20 protein-coding genes and 1 riboswitch are annotated in these 17,221 nt (G+C 56.7%); of the genes, 1 reads left to right on the forward strand and 19 read right to left on the reverse strand.

The genetic code is table 11. The annotated features are described in order from the left end of the window. Window positions 1-11: 11 nt before the first annotated feature. The 19 genes from ALO_RS06430 to ALO_RS06520 all read right to left on the reverse strand — a co-directional run bounded on the left by ALO_RS06430 (window position 12) and on the right by ALO_RS06520 (window position 16,225). The gene (locus ALO_RS06430; RefSeq protein WP_004573177.1) at window positions 12-989 is read right to left on the reverse strand and encodes a cob(I)yrinic acid a,c-diamide adenosyltransferase; all 978 of its coding nucleotides are present in this window, start codon (window positions 987-989) and stop codon (window positions 12-14) included. A 4-nt stretch (window positions 990-993) separates the two neighbouring features. Beyond that, window positions 994-1,284 carry a EutN/CcmL family microcompartment protein gene (locus tag ALO_RS06435; protein WP_004573178.1) on the reverse strand — a complete coding sequence of 97 codons (291 nt, stop codon included), beginning with the start codon at window positions 1,282-1,284 and terminating at the stop codon, window positions 994-996. A gap of 15 nt (window positions 1,285-1,299) precedes the next feature. After that, window positions 1,300-2,079: a flavoprotein gene (locus tag ALO_RS06440; protein WP_004573179.1), complete on the reverse strand. Its 780-nt coding sequence runs from the start codon at window positions 2,077-2,079 to the stop codon at window positions 1,300-1,302. Between the two features lie 2 nt (window positions 2,080-2,081). After that, window positions 2,082-2,741: a phosphate propanoyltransferase gene (locus ALO_RS06445; RefSeq protein WP_004573180.1), complete on the reverse strand. Its 660-nt coding sequence runs from the start codon at window positions 2,739-2,741 to the stop codon at window positions 2,082-2,084. A 52-nt stretch (window positions 2,742-2,793) separates the two neighbouring features. Then, a complete protein-coding gene (gene pduA / locus ALO_RS06450; RefSeq protein WP_004573181.1) occupies window positions 2,794-3,075 on the reverse strand; it encodes a propanediol utilization microcompartment protein PduA in 282 nt (93 codons plus the stop codon). A gap of 1 nt (window position 3,076) precedes the next feature. Beyond that, window positions 3,077-3,592 (reverse strand): BMC domain-containing protein, encoded by a 516-nt coding sequence (locus tag ALO_RS23445; RefSeq protein WP_004573182.1) that lies wholly within the window; start codon window positions 3,590-3,592, stop codon window positions 3,077-3,079. A 176-nt stretch (window positions 3,593-3,768) separates the two neighbouring features. Then, complete coding sequence (locus tag ALO_RS06460; RefSeq protein WP_004573183.1) at window positions 3,769-4,227, reverse strand: glycerol dehydratase reactivase beta/small subunit family protein; 459 nt, start codon at window positions 4,225-4,227, stop codon at window positions 3,769-3,771. Beyond that, window positions 4,224-6,053: a diol dehydratase reactivase subunit alpha gene (locus ALO_RS06465; protein WP_004573184.1), complete on the reverse strand. Its 1,830-nt coding sequence runs from the start codon at window positions 6,051-6,053 to the stop codon at window positions 4,224-4,226. Before ALO_RS06465 ends, ALO_RS06460 begins: the two co-directional genes overlap by 4 nt. A gap of 9 nt (window positions 6,054-6,062) precedes the next feature. Next, complete coding sequence (locus tag ALO_RS06470; protein WP_004573185.1) at window positions 6,063-6,581, reverse strand: diol dehydratase small subunit; 519 nt, start codon at window positions 6,579-6,581, stop codon at window positions 6,063-6,065. Between the two features lie 20 nt (window positions 6,582-6,601). Then, window positions 6,602-7,243 (reverse strand): propanediol/glycerol family dehydratase medium subunit, encoded by a 642-nt coding sequence (locus tag ALO_RS06475; protein WP_004573186.1) that lies wholly within the window; start codon window positions 7,241-7,243, stop codon window positions 6,602-6,604. 23 nt (window positions 7,244-7,266) lie between these two features. Continuing rightward, window positions 7,267-8,937: a propanediol/glycerol family dehydratase large subunit gene (locus ALO_RS06480; RefSeq protein ID WP_004573188.1), complete on the reverse strand. Its 1,671-nt coding sequence runs from the start codon at window positions 8,935-8,937 to the stop codon at window positions 7,267-7,269. A 21-nt stretch (window positions 8,938-8,958) separates the two neighbouring features. Further along, window positions 8,959-9,759 (reverse strand): propanediol utilization microcompartment protein PduB, encoded by an 801-nt coding sequence (gene pduB, locus ALO_RS06485; RefSeq protein WP_004573189.1) that lies wholly within the window; start codon window positions 9,757-9,759, stop codon window positions 8,959-8,961. Window positions 9,760-9,783: 24 nt separating this feature from the next. Next, complete coding sequence (gene eutM, locus ALO_RS06490; protein WP_238528222.1) at window positions 9,784-10,062, reverse strand: ethanolamine utilization microcompartment protein EutM; 279 nt, start codon at window positions 10,060-10,062, stop codon at window positions 9,784-9,786. After that, window positions 10,052-10,498, reverse strand: a complete 447-nt coding sequence (locus ALO_RS06495; RefSeq protein ID WP_004573191.1) for a EutP/PduV family microcompartment system protein — start codon at window positions 10,496-10,498, stop codon at window positions 10,052-10,054. Before ALO_RS06495 ends, eutM begins: the two co-directional genes overlap by 11 nt. A 1-nt stretch (window position 10,499) precedes the next feature. Beyond that, complete coding sequence (gene eutS / locus ALO_RS06500; RefSeq protein WP_004573192.1) at window positions 10,500-10,841, reverse strand: ethanolamine utilization microcompartment protein EutS; 342 nt, start codon at window positions 10,839-10,841, stop codon at window positions 10,500-10,502. A gap of 353 nt (window positions 10,842-11,194) precedes the next feature. Beyond that, window positions 11,195-12,838 (reverse strand): response regulator transcription factor, encoded by a 1,644-nt coding sequence (locus ALO_RS06505; protein WP_004573193.1) that lies wholly within the window; start codon window positions 12,836-12,838, stop codon window positions 11,195-11,197. A 21-nt stretch (window positions 12,839-12,859) separates the two neighbouring features. Next, window positions 12,860-14,080 carry a sensor histidine kinase gene (locus tag ALO_RS06510; protein WP_004573194.1) on the reverse strand — a complete coding sequence of 407 codons (1,221 nt, stop codon included), beginning with the start codon at window positions 14,078-14,080 and terminating at the stop codon, window positions 12,860-12,862. A 148-nt stretch (window positions 14,081-14,228) separates the two neighbouring features. Continuing rightward, window positions 14,229-15,260 (reverse strand): nicotinate-nucleotide--dimethylbenzimidazole phosphoribosyltransferase, encoded by a 1,032-nt coding sequence (locus tag ALO_RS06515; protein ID WP_040292876.1) that lies wholly within the window; start codon window positions 15,258-15,260, stop codon window positions 14,229-14,231. A gap of 101 nt (window positions 15,261-15,361) precedes the next feature. After that, a riboswitch (cobalamin riboswitch) is annotated at window positions 15,362-15,557 on the reverse strand. 98 nt (window positions 15,558-15,655) lie between these two features. Continuing rightward, complete coding sequence (locus tag ALO_RS06520) at window positions 15,656-16,225, reverse strand: guanylate kinase (RefSeq protein WP_004573196.1); 570 nt, start codon at window positions 16,223-16,225, stop codon at window positions 15,656-15,658. A 233-nt stretch (window positions 16,226-16,458) separates the two neighbouring features. Here ALO_RS06520 and ALO_RS06525 point away from each other — a divergent pair. Further along, on the forward strand, window positions 16,459-17,221 hold a 763-nt coding region (locus tag ALO_RS06525; RefSeq protein ID WP_004573197.1), incomplete at its 3' end, for a DUF2087 domain-containing protein.

The following is a 17,221-nucleotide window of genomic DNA, read 5'->3' on the forward strand; positions in this document are numbered from 1 at the left end:
GTGCCCGGCAGTCAATAAACGGCCATCCCTGCCCTGGCCACCGCAATATCTTGTTCCACCGAGCCGCCGCTGACTCCGATGCCGCCGATCACCTGTCCGTTTTTGACAATGGGCAGGCCGCCGCCAAACACGATCAGACGGCCGCCATTGGCGGTATTCAGGCCAAAAAGGGATTCTCCGGGCACTGCCAGTGCCGCCGCTTCCTCGGTGGACATTTTAAGGGCCAATGCGCTGTAAGCCTTATCCAATGACAGGGAAATGCTCGCCAGCAGTGCTCCGTCCATGCGCTGCTGCGCCACCAGATTGCCGCCTTCGTCTACTACGGCTATCACCACGGGGACGCCGATTTCCCGTGCCTTTTCTTCCGCCGCTGCCATCATCTGTTTGGCTTTTGCCAGCATTGTGTTTTCCTCCTGTTGTAATATGAAGTTTCCGCCGGGCAATGCCGCCATGACCTGCCGGGTGGCGGCGGCAATGATCGCTTCCTGTTCCAGGCGCCTGGCCAGGACAAACAGCAGGTCCGAGAGCCGGTTCAGATATAACAGGACCGGTCTGGAAACCTCCCCGGAACGCAGAAGAGTCACCGCCCGCCGCTCGGCCCGCCGCACCACCGTCCGCGCCAGGTCCAGGGCGGCAGCGGCAGGCGTGCCGCCGGAATTGACAAAATAGCGCTGGGGAATGCGTTTCTCTTCCAGAGAATCAATGATGGCTTCCAGCCCGGCCACATGGCTTTTGGCAATGCGGGGTTCCTGGCCTGAAGCGGCAGCGTCCGTCGCCAGGTCGGCATTCAGTGCAATCAGTTCGGTCTGAATTCGGTCGATAAGGGCTGCCGCCCAGTCCTGGCCGGTGAGAGCCTTGGCCAGCCCCATGGCGGCATTGGCTTCATCCACCGTACCGTAGGCGTCTACCCGGACATGGTCCTTGGACACCCGCTCCCGGCTGAGCAGGCTGGTTTGACCTTCATCGCCGGTTTTGGTATAGACCTTCATGCTCTTATGGCTCCCTCAACAAGTCTTGATCGATTTCAATGCTGTCGATGATGCCGACAATAGCGGCATCCACCGCTCCGTTGGGCCGGCCGCTCACATGCCGCGCCGAACTTCCTTCCACGACCAGAACGGTCTCGCCGGTGCCCGCCCCGATGGTATCCACGGCAATCACCGGCTTATCCCGGTCATCACCGCGGCAAAAATCCGCCGGCCGGACAATTAAGAGCTTGCAGCCGGTCAGGCTGTCATCCTTGGGGGTAGCCACTACGGTGCCGATGACCTTTCCAACCCACATGCGCCTTCACTCCCATCACGTTTCTTTCCGCAATTCCAGGCCGCATTCCCGGGCCAGGTCGCGGGCCAAGGGGGTAACCAGCGCCCGGGCGGGCGCAATGATGACGGTCTCGCCCCGTGAGGCAGCTGCTTGCACCGCTGCCGCATCAATGAGGCCGCATTTTGCCGCCGCTGCGGCTGCGGGTTCTCGCCGCTCCGTCCGCTCCAGTATCTTGCAGGTCTCCTGCATCAACTGCTCCACCGGCATCAGGCGTACACCAAAGCCGGCAATTTTTTTCAGATTGGTTTCCAGAGCCTGACGCAACGCCGGCGAGGCTTCGCCTATCTGTTCTTTGACCCGCCAGGCATCCCGCGGATCGGCGGCGTTTTGTGCCGCCAGCACCGGTTTGCCCAGCATCAGGGCCTGCAAAACCACTGTGGATGCCAGGGTGTCGGATAGGGTCAGAGCTAGTTTGGCCGCCGTGTTTTGGGTCAGGACAGGCACCAGGATGACTGCCGCTTCCCGCAGCTGCCGGCCCGGATAGGGCGACTGACTGTCGATGATCTCCAAGTCCTCCCCCAGCGCCTCCCGCAGCCGCCTGCTGCCCACAACCTGTTCCGCCGGCCGGGACAAAACCGCAGTGAAGACGATCCCTTGATCCTGCAGTCGCTGTAGTTGGTTCAGGGCGGGCTCCAGGCCGATACCGCCGCCGGTAAATACCGCCAGGGCTTTATGCCTCCGGCGTGAGGAAGGAACCGCCTGCAGGCGCTTCATCACTTCCGCCGTGATCAGCTTCACCATTGCTTCGTAATCCATGGCTACTCCCCCCCTCTTGGGCGCAGCCTGACCAGATCGCCGTTAGTCAGACCCAGGGCATTGGCTTCGTCGGTGTCCAGGTGGCATTCCAGCCGGAAATCCGGCTGGATTCTGACCAGGACATTGGCCAGGCTGCCGCCTCGGCCGCCGGCCGCCGCGATGGTCACCCGCTCGCCGTCGGCCAGGGCGTAGCGGCGGGCATCCTCTTGGGACATATGGATATGCCGGGCAGCGCAGATCACGCCTTCTTCTAAAGTGACCGTTCCCTGCGGCCCGGCGATGACGGCTCCCGCTGATCCGGCAATATCGCCGGAATCCCGTACTGGCGGCGCAATGCCTAAGATAAAACCGTCGGTACGGGATAACTCCACCTGAGTGAATCCCCGGACCGGTCCCAGAATCCGCACGCCCTGGAGGACTCCTTTCGGCCCGATGAGGGTCACGGTCTCCTTGGCCGCGAATTCCCCCACCTGTTTCAGGTCTTTGACCTTGGTCAGGGAATAGCCGCTGCCGAACAATATGGCCAGATGATCGGCCGAGAGATGAATGTGGCGGTTGGAAATGCCTACCGGAATGCCCATGTCTGTATGGGGCGTCTCCAATCTGGCCAGCGCCGCCAATACTTGCGTGACAGCCTCTTCAATTATCTTGCGTTCTGTCATCTCACCATCTCACCCCGTGCTTTCCCCTAACCTTGCGAGGCTCCCCATCTCTTTACCCTTCCATTTTAGGCAGGATCTTTTCAATGTCGGTGTGAGGGCGGGGAATCACATGGATCGAAACCACTTCGCCCACTTTCTGAGCCGCTGCCGCACCGCTGTCGGTAGCTGCTTTCACTGCGCCCACATCGCCTCTGACCATGACTGTGACCAAGCCGGAACCGATTTTTTCATAACCCACCAACAGGACGTTAGCCGCTTTGACCATGGCGTCAGCTGCCTCAATAGCGCCCACCAGCCCTTTTGTTTCCACCATTCCCAATGCCTCTCCGCGCATTCTATTCATCCTCCTTTATTTTGTTGTAATGCAGACAAGTTGCCTTCGGATCGCCCTTTTTACGCGGGCAGGCAGGATCACCGCACAGGTTGCAGATCTCGCCGCCCTTTTTTACCGGAGCCGCCGTTGGGACGGCCGCTTGCGCCTGGACCGCCGGACCTGCACCCGGCTCTGATGCTTTGCCGGTTTCTTGCTGCTCCTTTGCCGCTATCCCTGTGTCATCATTTGCCCTTATCGTTTCCCGGGTATAGACCAGACCGGCCGTTTCCTGATGGGGCCGCGGCATGATATGGGTGGCCCATACCCGGCCAACCTGGCCGGCAGCCAGCCGGCCGGCTTCTACCGCCGCTTGGATCGCGCCCACGTCGCCGCTTAGTTTTACCACCACCATGCCTCCGCCTTTGGTAAGCTCATAGCCGATCAGTTTGATATTGGCCGCCTTGACGGCGGCATCAGCCGCTTCTATGGCGGCAGTCAGCCCCACTGTCTCAATTAGGCCTACGGCATTTTGGACCATATTCTCACCTCGCTGGGAAACTGCTGAATACACCCCATCTGCGTCGCTGCTTCTGCGGTTACTTGCTTGTGTACACCAAGTACGCGGCGCGCGGCGTAATCCTCGTCGCGCCTAGCATCTGGGGCCTTTTCAGCAGTCTCTGACTTTAGATCCTATCGCGACATAATTGAAGTTATTTACGGCCTCCTAGTTTGGAGTTCATGTAAAATTTTTTCTACAATCTCATTCACTAGAGCTATATCAAGAATAGCCTCTGCTTCCTGACCCGGCTGCTCCGCCGGCAGTTCTTTGAACGGGATCCCCTTTACCAGGCGGGCGGCATGGCTGCCCATGAGGCGCCACTGGGCCGGTGTGCCCCGGCCTGACAGGAAAAATAGCGGCTCCCGGACCGGCAGTTTATAGTAATGGACGCAAAGTTCCTCAGAACCGATGGCCACCCCTACGCCAAGCCGGGAAACGGAAGCGGCCTGAAAGGCCAGAACCGCGGTTTCACTCTTGTCTCTCTCCTCCGTCACCCAGGGTATGCCCTCTTCTTCCATGCCGGCCTGGACTTCCCGCTGTTTTAAGCTAAGCTCCGGATGAGGCAGGGTATAGACCATCACGCAGGGTCTGACGGTTACCTCGCCGTTCGTCATGCGCTTCCCGCCCTTTCGTCCGGGTAGGACAGCACCAGGCCGGTAGCCACGGCATTGCGGGGGCCTTCCGTACCCCGGATGTTGCCCCGGCCGCAGACGATGCCGTATTCGGCCAGGGCATCGGTCACCATGTCGGCGACCTCAAAATCCAGGGCCGAACCGCCTACCAGCACCACAAAGGAAATGTGGCGGATATTGCCGGTGGGGGCCACCCGCGTCAGCGCCCGCAGCGCATTGGTGACAAAGACTCTTCTTTTGGCTTCCCGCCGCACATGGCGGATCTTATCAAGAGGATGATCGGTGGGGATGGGAATCATTTCGCTCTCTTTCAGAATCACTACCCGGGAAAAAACCTGCGGCGGCAGGTGCTGTTCAAAAAACTGCACAGTCCCGTCTTCCAGACGGATATGATACAGGCTCTCCACCTTGGCCAGAGGGTACATTTTGATTTCTTCCGCCAGGGCAAGGTCATTGAGTCCCAGTTCGGAATGGATCAGCATAGTCACCATGTCGCCGGCACCCGCCAGGTGAATGGCGCTGGTCCGCTCGTCCCGGCTGATGATCGCCGCATCGGTGGAGCCGCCGCCCATGTCCAGAATGGCCAGGGGTTTATCGGTGCCCGGCGTGGTCAGGGCGCCCCGGATGGCCATGTTGGCTTCCACTCCGGCAATGACCACCCTGACTCCCAGCTGCCGCCTCAACTGATCGGCAATCTGCTGCATGGGCAGCCGGCTGGTTTTGACCATAGCCGCCAGGGCCACCGCGTTTTCCAGCGCAAACTCGCCGGCCAGGCCGCCCTGGACTTTTTGCGGCACAAAGGTATCCACCGCCAGGATGTCCTGGATTTTCATGGCATCCAGCGGCTGTCCGGTCAATTCGCTCATGACCTGGCGCACCCGTTCCAGCATGCCGTTCACATTGGTGCCGGCCTCGCCCTGCACATCCTGGACCGGCTGGACCTGTTCCACCGCCGCCATGATTTTGGCGGCCCCGGCCTCCACATCAATATCGGTTCTGCCTTTTTCCCCGGATAAGCTGATTAGTCCGGCCGGAATGGTCCGGGCCTTCACATCACCCCGGGGGGTGCGGATAACCACGGCCGAGCGGTTGCCGATCAGCGCCCTGGCAATGGGCACTACCATTTTTGTCTCTTCCGCCGACAGTTGAAATACCGTGGCAATACCGTAAGGATTGGACAGATTTTTTATACTCTGACCGGCGGCGGCCACTTCCACCGCTGCCAGCATGCCCGGGGGCACCCGGTCGATGAAGGTGACTTCATCCAGCACCGGAATTTTGCGGTGCAGCCGGTTCACGATCAGCACGGCATCGTCCTGGCGGGCCACCGCTCCCTGCAGGTCCACGCCCCGGCTGGCGGCGGCATTGAGTTCCCGGGCGGCGTCTTCAAAGTCAATGCCGCCGGGAATGATGCAGATGATTCTCTCACCGGCCTTGACGCCTGCCAGGCGGTCAAAGGGCACGGTTACGCCCACTCCCAGCCCGATGCCGCCGGGGGTGGCGGGATTGTGACCGATCATGGTGGATTCGGTAATGATGGTCTCGGTAATGGTTTCCATCGCTAAATCGCCGATCACCGGTGTAGCCTCATTGAGGCGTATTTCCGTCAGGTCCGGCAATGCCAGCCCGACTTGCTGCAGCGCTTCTTCCAGGGCCAGGACGATGCCGGGAACATTGGCCGCCGTTCCCTTAATACCGGTAGTTTTGACAATGCTGCCGGCCAGAAACCGCCTGCCGCTGACGGCAAAGTCGGCCAGGCAGACCTCTGTGGTGGAATTGCCGATATCCACTCCTGCGACAATGGCCATAATCTTTTCCTATTCCGCTCTCAGGCGGTTACGGCGCCGGTACACCGCCGCCGCTTCCCGGACAATGGCGGCATTCTGCCTGGCATTGTACTTGGTCTCCAGTTCATCGGCAATGGCCAGCAGTTCCGGTTCGGTGGAGCGGTAGGGGCGCAGGGCGTTATAAATCTCGAGGATGCGCTGGTCGGGAACCGCTGTCAGTTCGGCCGCCCGGCGCAGGTTGTCGCCAAACTGATTGCGGTTTACACCGTCGGCGATCTCAGCCTGCATTTTCAGGGTTTCCGGCGTAATGCGCACGTCCTCGGCCTTGACTTCGTCTTTCAGCACTTTAGCCAGAGTGATATCCGCCAGGCTTTTGCCGGTAGGCGTCTTTAACAATTCCGGCCGCTTGCCGGACAGGGGATAATCCCGCTCCGGGTTGAGGCCGCCAGCAGCCGCCGGCAAAGGCGGCGCTTCTCCCGCCTGCGGTGCGGCCAGCATGGATTTCAATACTTCACGGACAATGTCTTCCACCACTTGTTGCTGTGACATTTCTCTTCACCTCCCGCGGCTTAAAACCGCACGTCCAGTTCCAGCGGCTTGGCGCCGGGAACCACATGCTCGGTTTCTTTAATGTGCAGCACGGCTGCCTTAGCCTGGAACTTGGGTCGGGCCATCTGGTCGTTTTTCGTGGGCACCGGCGTGGGGGATTCTCCTTTGGCGTATTTGGCCGCATTGCGGCCAATAGCGCGGTAGGACTCCAGGTCCAGAAGCGGCGACTGGGGGAACAGCTCCAGATTGCTCAAGGGTGGCAGGTCTTTCTGGTGAATGACCGTGGTGCCCCGGGACTGGATGCCGATGGCAATCCCCGAGCCGCTCAGCTTGGTGGCGTCGTGGGCGGCAAAAGCCACGTCCGAGGTCCGGAGCACCCGGATGACCCTGGCCTTAAGCCCTTCCTCCTCGATGCCGGCGATGACTTCCCGCAGCACCTCGCTGTGGGGAACATTGACAATCGTCTTATCCTGATATTTGCCAAAGGCAGGAGCCAGGGCGATCAGCACTTCGTCGGCCCGTGTTCCGGCCTTGGCTTCTCCCTTCTCTGTCAGGGCCATGGGCCGGCCGCCGGCTGCGGCCCTAGTGGGACGGGACGGCTGTTCCATGCCCTGCAGAACCTGTTCCACCACTTCCCGGATCAATTGTTCACTGATTTGCATTACTCTACACCTCTTTTCCCGACTCACACATCAAAGTCAGACGGTTTGACAGCCTGGCTGATGTTCTTGATTTCATCCCACCGCTCCCGGCTGATGCGGTAGCCGGTCCCGGGCCCCCGATAGTCGTTTTTGTTGTTGACGGCGCTGATGACATTGAACTGTTTATCCAAAATGGCCGACGTATGGAGATAATCACCGGAGATCCGCTGTTTCAACAGGTTCAGCACATGTTCGGCAATGTCGGTAAAACCGTTTTTAGCCAGAGCCTTGACGATATCCAGACCGGTAATGCCCCGCTTCATCATCGATTCGGCGGCCTTCAGGTCTTCCACCACATTGCGGGGCGGCATATCTTTGCTGCCGTGGGCGTAGGTGGCGGCCTCCACTTCGGCGTCGCTGATGGCCGGGAAGCCCAGTTCCTTAAAGACAGCCTGCAGCGCCCGCGCCGCTTTGTTGCGCACGCCGATGACTTCTTCCTCCGACACAGGCCTGAGGCCTCCGTCCACCATCAGGTCCCGCTGGATGATGTTCCAGTCGTCGTAGTCCTCCACATCCCAGTTGGAGCCGGCGAACATGTTGTCATAGTTGGGGACGCCGCTGTAGCCGGAACAGATGAAGTCAGTGCCGGGCAGCATCTGCATCAGGGTGCGGGCAGTGCGGCGGATATCGGAATGGGTAAAGGTCTGGTCATTGCTGGAGGCTACCTCCAGGTCCAGCATGGTGGTGCAAAGATTCTCCGCCAAAATGGCCCGGATGCCGGAAGGTACAGCCGCCGGCACGCCGACGCAGCTTACCGAGCCGTTCTGCAGCCCCTGGACACCGGCGCCGCGGGCGACCATGATGCAGCGGACTTCCAGATAGAGCATGGATTTGCCTTCGGCATAACCCATCTGCACTTCCGCGCCGGTGCCGGAGGTAAAGCGCATTTTCAGGCCGCGGGAGGCATAGGCTGAAGCCAGGAATGTCTTGGACCAGGGGGTGTCGTCCCCGTCCACAAAGACGTTCTCGGTGCCATATACCGAAATGGTCTCGGCATAGGCCGTGATGCCCCGCATGCCCAGTAAGAGCTCGGTGGCTTCCTCCAGGGCGCACTGGATCAGTACGCCGCCGCGTCCTACCTGGCCGCCCACCTGCAGGGCCAGGGCGTTGAACGGCGCATAGCGCACCACTGCTACGGTGGTTTCCATTTCATCGAAGCCGCGGTAAGCCGCCTCGGCGGCGTCAGCGGCGATCAGGACGGGATTGTCCTGGGTATTGGTGATGTGGCACTGGTTGGCAGGGGTCTTGCGGGCCCGCATTTTTTGCAGGGCCATCATCATTTCCACCACGTTCATGGTGTTGAATACCGCCACAAACTTGGCGGGAGTCAGGCCGCGGGTAATCTTGAGGATATCTTCCCGGGGCACATGGATATCCACCAGCATTTTGGCGATATCAACGTCACTCATGGCCATGGATTTTTCCGCCGCCCGGAGGTCGATGGCATAATCGGCAATAAACTGCTCGATAAAGTCGAATTTGACCCGGGGCACCCCGTCCATTTCGGTGATTTTGCCGTTTCCAACCTTAATGCTGGGTATGGGGTCATTGGGGCTGCCCATGGCCATCAGACCGACTTCGGGCCATTCGACGACAAAGCCATCCTGATTGACCGGGCGGGCGGCCAGTACTTCAAACCGTTTGGATCTTTTCATTGTCTTTTTCCTCCCCGCCGCTTAGATATAAGGCGTTGTCGCTGAAGCCGCCGCTCCGCCCATGGTTTCCAGCAGCTTCCTGCCGGTTTCCCTGGCGGCGATCACCGCCTGCCGTACGGCGCCGGAATCCCCGCTGAGCATGATGATCACTTCATTGGAAAAACTGGTGCCACTAGCTGGGCTGGAATAGCCCACTACTTCCACATTGGCGGTTTTGACCGCCACATCGGCCATGAGTACGCCGATAGCTGCCGGCGCGCCTACTGCCAGGCCGAAAGCCTTGCCGGCAGGTGCGTTGAAGGCTTTGACAAGGGCATGGCTGGCCCGGGCCGTGTACTGCAATTCTATATGTCCGGCATCATTGGCATAAACATCGCCCATGGTCCGGCCGACTTCTTTCAGGGCCACTTCAATCGCCCGGCGGGCGTCGGAAACTTCCTCGGCCCCAAAGATGATCAGAGAGCCGTGGCCGGCGCCGCCTTTTGTATCGCGGGCCAGCTCGATACTGACGATTTCGGTGTTGGTGGCCTTGACGGCTTCATCAGCCGCCATGATCTGGGGGCCGGCGCCGGTGCGGGCCCCCAGAATGCCGATGGAGCGATACTTGGGGTCCAGTTTCATTTTGGCGTGAAGAATGGGGTCCACGTTGGCAATGACCAGGCCGATGGTGTCGCCTATGGCTGTGCCGACAAACTCGGTAATCCCCGGGTTAGCGCCGGCCTTGAAGCTTTCCTGGGCGGGCCTGGCCCCTTGCGATGCGTTCTCGGTTTCCACCCGCTTTTTGATTTCGTCCATGACTTTGGCAATGAGCTGCTCCTGCATGAGATTTGCACCTCCGTGTTATCGCTATTTAACCTTGGGTAGAATTTTTTCCACATCCGCATGGGGACGGGGAATGACATGCACTGAAACGACTTCACCCACCTTCTGGGCGGCGGCCGCGCCGGCGTCGGTGGCTGCCTTGATCGCGCCCACGTCGCCGCGCACCATCACTGTCACCAGACCGGATCCGATTTTCTCATAGCCGATCAGGATGACGTTAGCTGCTTTCACCATAGCGTCAGCAGCTTCAATGGATCCTACCAAACCCTTGGTTTCTACCATGCCTAAAGCCTCACTCATAATGGTACCCCCTTTCTCTGAGATAGTCCCGTAGTAGTATTAAACCTTCCCCCGTATGAGCGGAAACAAGAAAAATAGGTTCCCTGACTCCTGCCCACGCCAGGCATGTTTTGGCCCTGGCCGGATCAGCGTCGGGCAAATCGATCTTAGTCGCCGCGCCGATCACCGGCCGGGCAAACATGCCGGCGAATCCGGGAGGAAGAGACATTTGCCGCGCAGTGGCATCCTGAATGATGAGGACGGCGGCCGCTTCCATGGCTGTTACTAAAAGCGCCGGATAAAATCGCGGCAGTTGGGAGTATTCGCCGGGAGTGTCGATGGCCGAGTCAAAAAAAGAGAGGCTCTGGGTCTTGACCGCCCGGCCCGCCTCCCGCCGCAGCGCCTGCAGCAGCGAGGTTTTGCCGGCGCCAACCGGCCCGATGACCATGATTTTGCCCATCTTACGACTGAGTCAGCCTGGCACCGGTAAAGCCCATGCCGTCCGCCAACAGATGCGTGACCTGCAGCAGAGCCGTTTCCACCGCCGATACGGCGCCGGTAATGACCAGGGAGCCGGTAAACCGGTCCAGAAAGCCTATTTCCACGGCAGCCGCTTTAGTGGCCATATCGGCGGCAATGATCGCCGCTTCACAGGGGGTAATCGTCAGAATACCGATAGCGCTGCTGCCCGCCAGACCCAACTTGTCGCATAACTCCCGCTTGGGATTGGCAATCAGATGGGCCAGCGTAACCTGTTTGCCGGGCACATATTCCTGAATGACTCTTGGCTTTTCGGCTGTCATATCATCCCTCACAATCTATGACTATCCCAATTTGTTAAAATATTTCGACTTTTGCCGCAACCTCCCTTGAGTGGTTCTTGCCAACCTATCGGACTAAATTGCCGGCCCTTGTTTACATAATGTTTCATTTTATTTTTCTATTTTTCCCCTAGTATTTTTTTNCTCTGCTGTAGGAATCTTTTTACCGGAAAAACAAAAGAAGACTGTCTGGACACAGTCTTCTATCATGTTGCTACATTCCTCTCGTAGATATTGCCGATAACCCTATCCCCGCAAGTCCCTCCTGGAACTCATCAAGAGAACCGTCCCCTTGAGTCTGCTCCCGCAGGAGCAACAACGCAGATGAGCCTTTTTCAACAGTCCCCTTTCGTTGTCTCCTGGCTTCCCTGACACAGGAGCTGGCTGCGGTATTGAGTCGGCGTCATCCCCACTTCCTGGCGGAACACCCGGCAGAAATAGCTGGCATCCTGATAGCCGGACGCCGCGGCAATGCGCACAATGGTGTGTTCGGCATTTTGCAGCATCCGTTTGGCCTTATCCACCCGCATCCGCGTCAGGAAGTCCACAAAATTGCAGCCTTTTTCCTGCTTAAACAGCCGGCTGAAATAAAAAGGGCTCAAATGAACAAGCTTGGCTACTTCCTCCAGGGAAACATTGCGCTGGCAGTTTTGCCGGATATATTCAGAGGCCCTGTTGACCAGGCGCACATTCATGCTGTTGCGGTTCTCCAGCATATTGTCCAGGAACCGGTCGAGAGAGTCCAACATCCAGTAATGCATTTGCTCTCCGCTGGAACAGCGGGTCAGCTGGTTGATGCGGTCCACATTCAGGAGAGTGAGTTGTTCCAGATTGGCGCCTCCTTCTACCGCCGACCGGGACAAAACGATCAGCAGCTCCAGCATGCAGGCCTTGACGGCTTCCATGCCGGCCTGGCTGGCCAACAGTTCCTTCAGCAGCTGCCGCAGGGCTTCCTTGGCCTGCTTGCGGTCGCCGCAGCGGACTTTGTCCATCATCACCCGTTCATAATGAAAGGGATAATAAAACGGTCCTGTCTCCGGATGCGGTACATCGTCCACATGAATGATCTGGTTGTCACCGAGAAAAAAACGCTGCCGCTGGGCATGAACAGCTTCCAGATAGGATTTGTGCATGTGCCGCAGATCCTGATACCAGCGGCCAATGCCAATGGTGATGCTGATGCCCTGGTTCCTGGATACGGCGTCACGGATCTGCGCCGCAACCGGCAGCACCGCTTCTTTGCCCAGGTCCGGCGAAGCCGGCATCATGCTGCTCAACAGTACGATGACACTGTCGCTGCCAAAGGGTGTCACCAGGGCGCTGCCGCCGGTGACGGCCACAATCTGCCGGAACACATTCTGTTTGATCAGCTGCTTTCGTAATTCGGATTCCCGGTGGCTAACCTGGTAGAAGTTGTCAATATCCACAGCCATGACCACACCGGCATCGGCCTTGAGCCCCAAAAACGCCGCCCGCTCTTTAAGATGGGGCAAATCCTGAATTTCCCGGAAAACCAGATCATAGACAAAAGACATCTGAATCACCGGCAGCGCTTCTTGCAAACTATGGCGCAGACGGGCTTCCTCCTGCCGTTTCTGCCGGATCTCTTGCACTTTGGCCGCTGTGGCCTGCAAAGTGCGTACCAGATCAGCAGGTTTGAGCGGTTTCAAGAGATAATCCATCGCGCCGAAAGCCAAGGCCTGTTTGGCATAGCTGAATTCGTCAAAGGCGGTCAGCATGATAATCATCGTATCCGGCAGGATGGCCCGGATGTTTTTGGCGGCTTCCAGGCCATTGATTTCCGGCATGCGGACATCCATCAGAATGATATCCGGCGCCTGCTCCGATGCGATCTGCACGGCATCGGCCCCATCGCCGGTTTCACCGACAATCTGAATATCAGGACAGTGTTTTCCCACAATAAAGCGCAGCGCCTGCCGTTCCAGCTGCTCATCTTCAGCGATCATCAAGCTGTACATTCTGTTTCTCTCCTCTGATTTTTAGGAAGGGTAGGGAAGCTGAATATAGATTCGTGTCCCCTCACCGACTTTACTTTCCATGTTAAGGCCGTACTTGCTGCCAAAAAAGTGCTGAATGCGTTTATGGACATTGATAATGCCCAGACCGGTGGTCTGTCCTTTGGTAACCGGCCGTTTTTCGGCCCGGAAGATAGAATAGATGCGTTCCGGCGGCACACCTACGCCGGTGTCGACTACCGCCAGGACCACCCGGTCTCCGTCCAGCCTTCCGGTAATTTGCACCATGCCGCCATCCCGCTTAGGCTCCAGGCCGTGCAAAATAGAATTTTCTACCAACGGCTGCAGCGTCAGGGCCGGAATCAGCGTTTCCATCAGAGACGGGGTAATATCAATATCGGTTTTGATCCGGTCGCCGAACCGCACGCTTTGAATGGTGAAATAATCCCGCACCGATTTCACTTCTTCCTCCACGGTGCGCAATTGATCCATATCCCGCAGGTTGTTGCGCAGCATGTCGGCCAGGGCGTAAACTACTTCCTGGGTCCGCGGCGCTTCTTCAAGCAGCGCCAGCCTGGCGATGGTATTTAAAGTGTTAAACAAAAAATGCGGGTTCACCTGGGACTGCAACGCTTTTAATTCCGCGGCCCGCAGTAAATTCTCCAGGTCGGCTTTAGCCTTGATTTCAGTCACTAACTGTTGCTGCCTGATATTGGCTATGCCCATTTCCACCACATAGTTAGCCAGGAGGTGAATCAGGTCGGCTGAAGCTTTAAGCCGGTTTTCCGGCAAAACCTCAGCCAAATCCAAATATTCTGACAAAATGGCCGGTTCCAATCCCAGCGGTACCAGGCGCCGGAGCATTTCGGCCCTGGGCTCGTACCCCTCCTGGGGCAGGATCACCTGGCCGGCGAGAACGGCTCCCACATATTCGTTCTGAACAATGATCGGCGCCGCCAGGTCGGTCAGGGCGCCGCTGTGGCAATGATAGACATAGGGACGCTGCTGTTTCGCTGCTTTCCGCCCGCCCCGGTCGTCGCAATCCATGCAGCGGGCCAATCCTTCGGGATAGGACCGGATATAGTTGCATAACCTGGTAAAATTACTGGGCGTGGTTACCGGTGACCCGTTCACATCCACAATTACTGCCGCCAGGCCTGTGGCGTCCGCAAACCTATCTTGAATTTCCTGCAGCACCTGCATGTTGACGATATCGCTCAAGGCAAATCCTTGGAGATTGTGCACCCTACTTCCCCCTTGCACAATAATGCAGCATCAGAAATAAAATGAAAAAATTTTCTGTTTATTCATAGGGAAGTATTTGCTAAACCTACAGTTATTTCCTGCTAATGGCAAAAAATCACCATTCCGCCGCAATTATTTTCTATGCTGGTTAAACGGCTGCTGTCGCTGGCGGGACCGCAGCCGATAATTCAAAATCATCCAGCCGGGCGGTATGGAAAATAGCATAGACCATATTTTTCAGGATGGACACCATCAGGACGGCGCCGGTTCCTTCGCCCAGCGCCATATCGGCGCGAATTGGCACGTCCTCGGCCCGGATATTACCCAACAGCAGCGCATAGGCCATACCCGGCTCTTTGGACAAATGGGAAGGAATGGCGAATTTCTCTGTTTCCCGCTGCATCCTGGCAGCGCAGACATAGGCTACGGCCGTGATAAAGCCGTCGATCACAAACGGGGTTTTAACCCGGGCGCATTCGACCATGGCAGCGCAAATGGCGACAATGTCAAAGCCGCCGACGCAACGCAAAATATCTTCTACTGTTTTCATGGTCTCCCGGTGCCGCTCCACCCCTTTGGCCACGACCAGGCGTTTACGTTTCAGGGTCTCTTCATTTCCCGGACTTGCGCCATAACCCACGACAAATTCAGGCAGGATACCGCTTAAGGCATGAAGGACCGCCGCGGAAGTAGTGGTATTACCGATGCCCATTTCCCCGAATGACAGCAGGTTATAGCCCTGCTCCACCGAGCTGCGAACCATTTCCCGGCCTGTTTCCCAGGCTTGCCGGAATTCCCCCGGGCTCATCGCTTCCTGTTGCATAAAATTCTTTGTACCTAAGGCCACTTTGCGATTGATGCCGGCCGCCTCCTGATGCTTGGTGCCGACGTCCACCACCGTATAGGGAATGCCGCTGCCGCTGCAGAAACAGCTGATAGTGGCCCTTCCGTCAACCATATTTTGCGCCTGCAGATAGGTAATTTCCGCCGGATAGTTGACCACTCCCTCGGTTACCACCCCATTGTCGGCGGCAAAAATCAAATGATGGGGTCTTACTTCCCGCTCCAGACCGCCCCATGCCAGCAGTACCTTTCGGAGGTATTTCTCCAGCAGGCCCAGGCTGCCCGGCGGCTTGGCCGCACCGTTAATCAATTGGTCAACCGCTTGTTCGTAGTCCATATCCATCCCCCTTTTTGGTATTGCTCGCAAAAAAACCCAGCCAAAAAGGCTAGGTTTTTCTTTGATTTCCCATCCTTCTGGCATCGCCCTGACGCGGGGACAAATGACAGCCAAAACAGGCAGGTCTCCTGGCTACGGTTCTGCGAAACCTTTGCGCCTCCCGGCGACCAGCCGGCATGGGCAAAGGCTCCTCCCCGATTACAGTGGCGCGACCGCGGCGTTCCAGGACACTTTAGCATCCTGCCGCCTTCCCTATTCTCCTCTCTGGCGAGAGGCACCTGTTTGGTGGCACTGATTCAATTACAGTTAGGGTTCTGCAGGGAATGGCATTATCCTGCGGCAAAAGAAAACACAACAAAATTCTGATAGGATCGGTAAAAAAAGTAACACCCTTTCTAAACAGTTTCCGTGGCGCTTGCCGGTTCAGCCCACAGCAATCCCATAATAGCCTGCATCTGACGTACCGACGCATCCATGGCCCCGGTGTTCTTTACCACATAATCGGCGGTTTGCCAGTTGTCAAACTCACCCTTGCCGGCAGCCTGCTCCACCTGGCGTTGAATATCCTCCAGTTTCGCATTTTGCGTCACTAAGCGCTGAATCACCGTGTTTTTGTCAACCAGAACAAAAATAGATTCCACCCGTCCTCCCAAAAGTTTCTTCAACTGTTCCAGGCCGACTAAGTCAATATCCACAATCGAAACCGGATGCTGGTTTACCTTTCGTAATACCTCATCCTTGCTCAACCCATAAAAGTTATTATCCCGGGTCACTTTTTCAATCAACTGCAGCTGTCCAAACTCTTCTTTTGAGACGAAATAGTAATCAGCCCCATGTACTTCATGTTGTTTTTTAGGCCTGGTGGTATGACTAACCATGACAGGAACACCCTGCTTTGACAGTTCCTTTACCAGAGAGGTTTTCCCGGAAGCAGGCGGCCCGATAATAGCGTATACCTTGTTCATTCTATCTTCCCCCTTCTTCGACTTATTTCCTGGAAATAGCCATACCTAAGTCAAGCTTATGCCTTTATTGTCATTATTCTCTAAATAAATTTTCATTCCTACCTGTCCGGCTATTTTTGTAAAATTATAAAGTCCGGCACAACAATCAATGGAAAAATAATACTCTTGATTTATTATAGACAGAATCATATAATGTCTATGTATTTATCAAACAAATGTAAGAGGTGTTTGAAATGAATGATGTATCCGATCTGTTTTGGCAGTCATCGCTGCAGGATATCAAAGCCGGTTACACCTATCAGTCCCATAGCGATGAGTTCATTTGTCTCATCTGCGGCCAAAAATTTCCCGATGGAGTCATATACTCCCACGAGTGCCAGTTATATGAAGCCAAAAAATATATAAAAATGCATATTGCCCAGTGTCATGGCTCGGTCTTTCATGTTCTCACCAGCCTGGACAAACAGTTAACCGGGTTGACGGAACACCAAAAAAGCCTGTTGGAGCTTTTTTACGCCGGCTATAGCGACGCTGAGGTGGCCAAAGCCGTAAATGCAGGCAGTACCTCCACCATCCGCAATCATCGCTTCAGTTTGCGGGAAAAACAAAAACAGGCCAAAATCTTTTTGGCGATTATGGAATTGCTGGGAGAACGGATGCCGAAAAAAGATGCCTTCATCGAAATCCCGCGCAGTTCGAAACAGGTCGACGAGCGGTTTGCTATTACCGGGCAGGAGTCTGACCACATTCTGGCGGCATACTTTAAGCAGGGACCCGATGGCCCCCTCGATAGATTCCCGCTGAAAGAGAAAAAGCGGGCAGCCATTCTGCGGCATCTCATAAACTATTTCGAGACCGGCAAAAACTATAGTGAAAAAGAAGTGAACGAGATCTTAAAACCCATCTACCACGATTACATTCTCCTGCGCCGGAATTTAATCGAATACGGCTTTATGGACCGGACCCCGGACGGGAGTTCTTACTGGGTAAAATTAT

Source organism: Acetonema longum DSM 6540 (assembly GCF_000219125.1).
GTDB classification, from domain to species: domain Bacteria; phylum Bacillota; class Negativicutes; order Sporomusales; family Acetonemataceae; genus Acetonema; species Acetonema longum.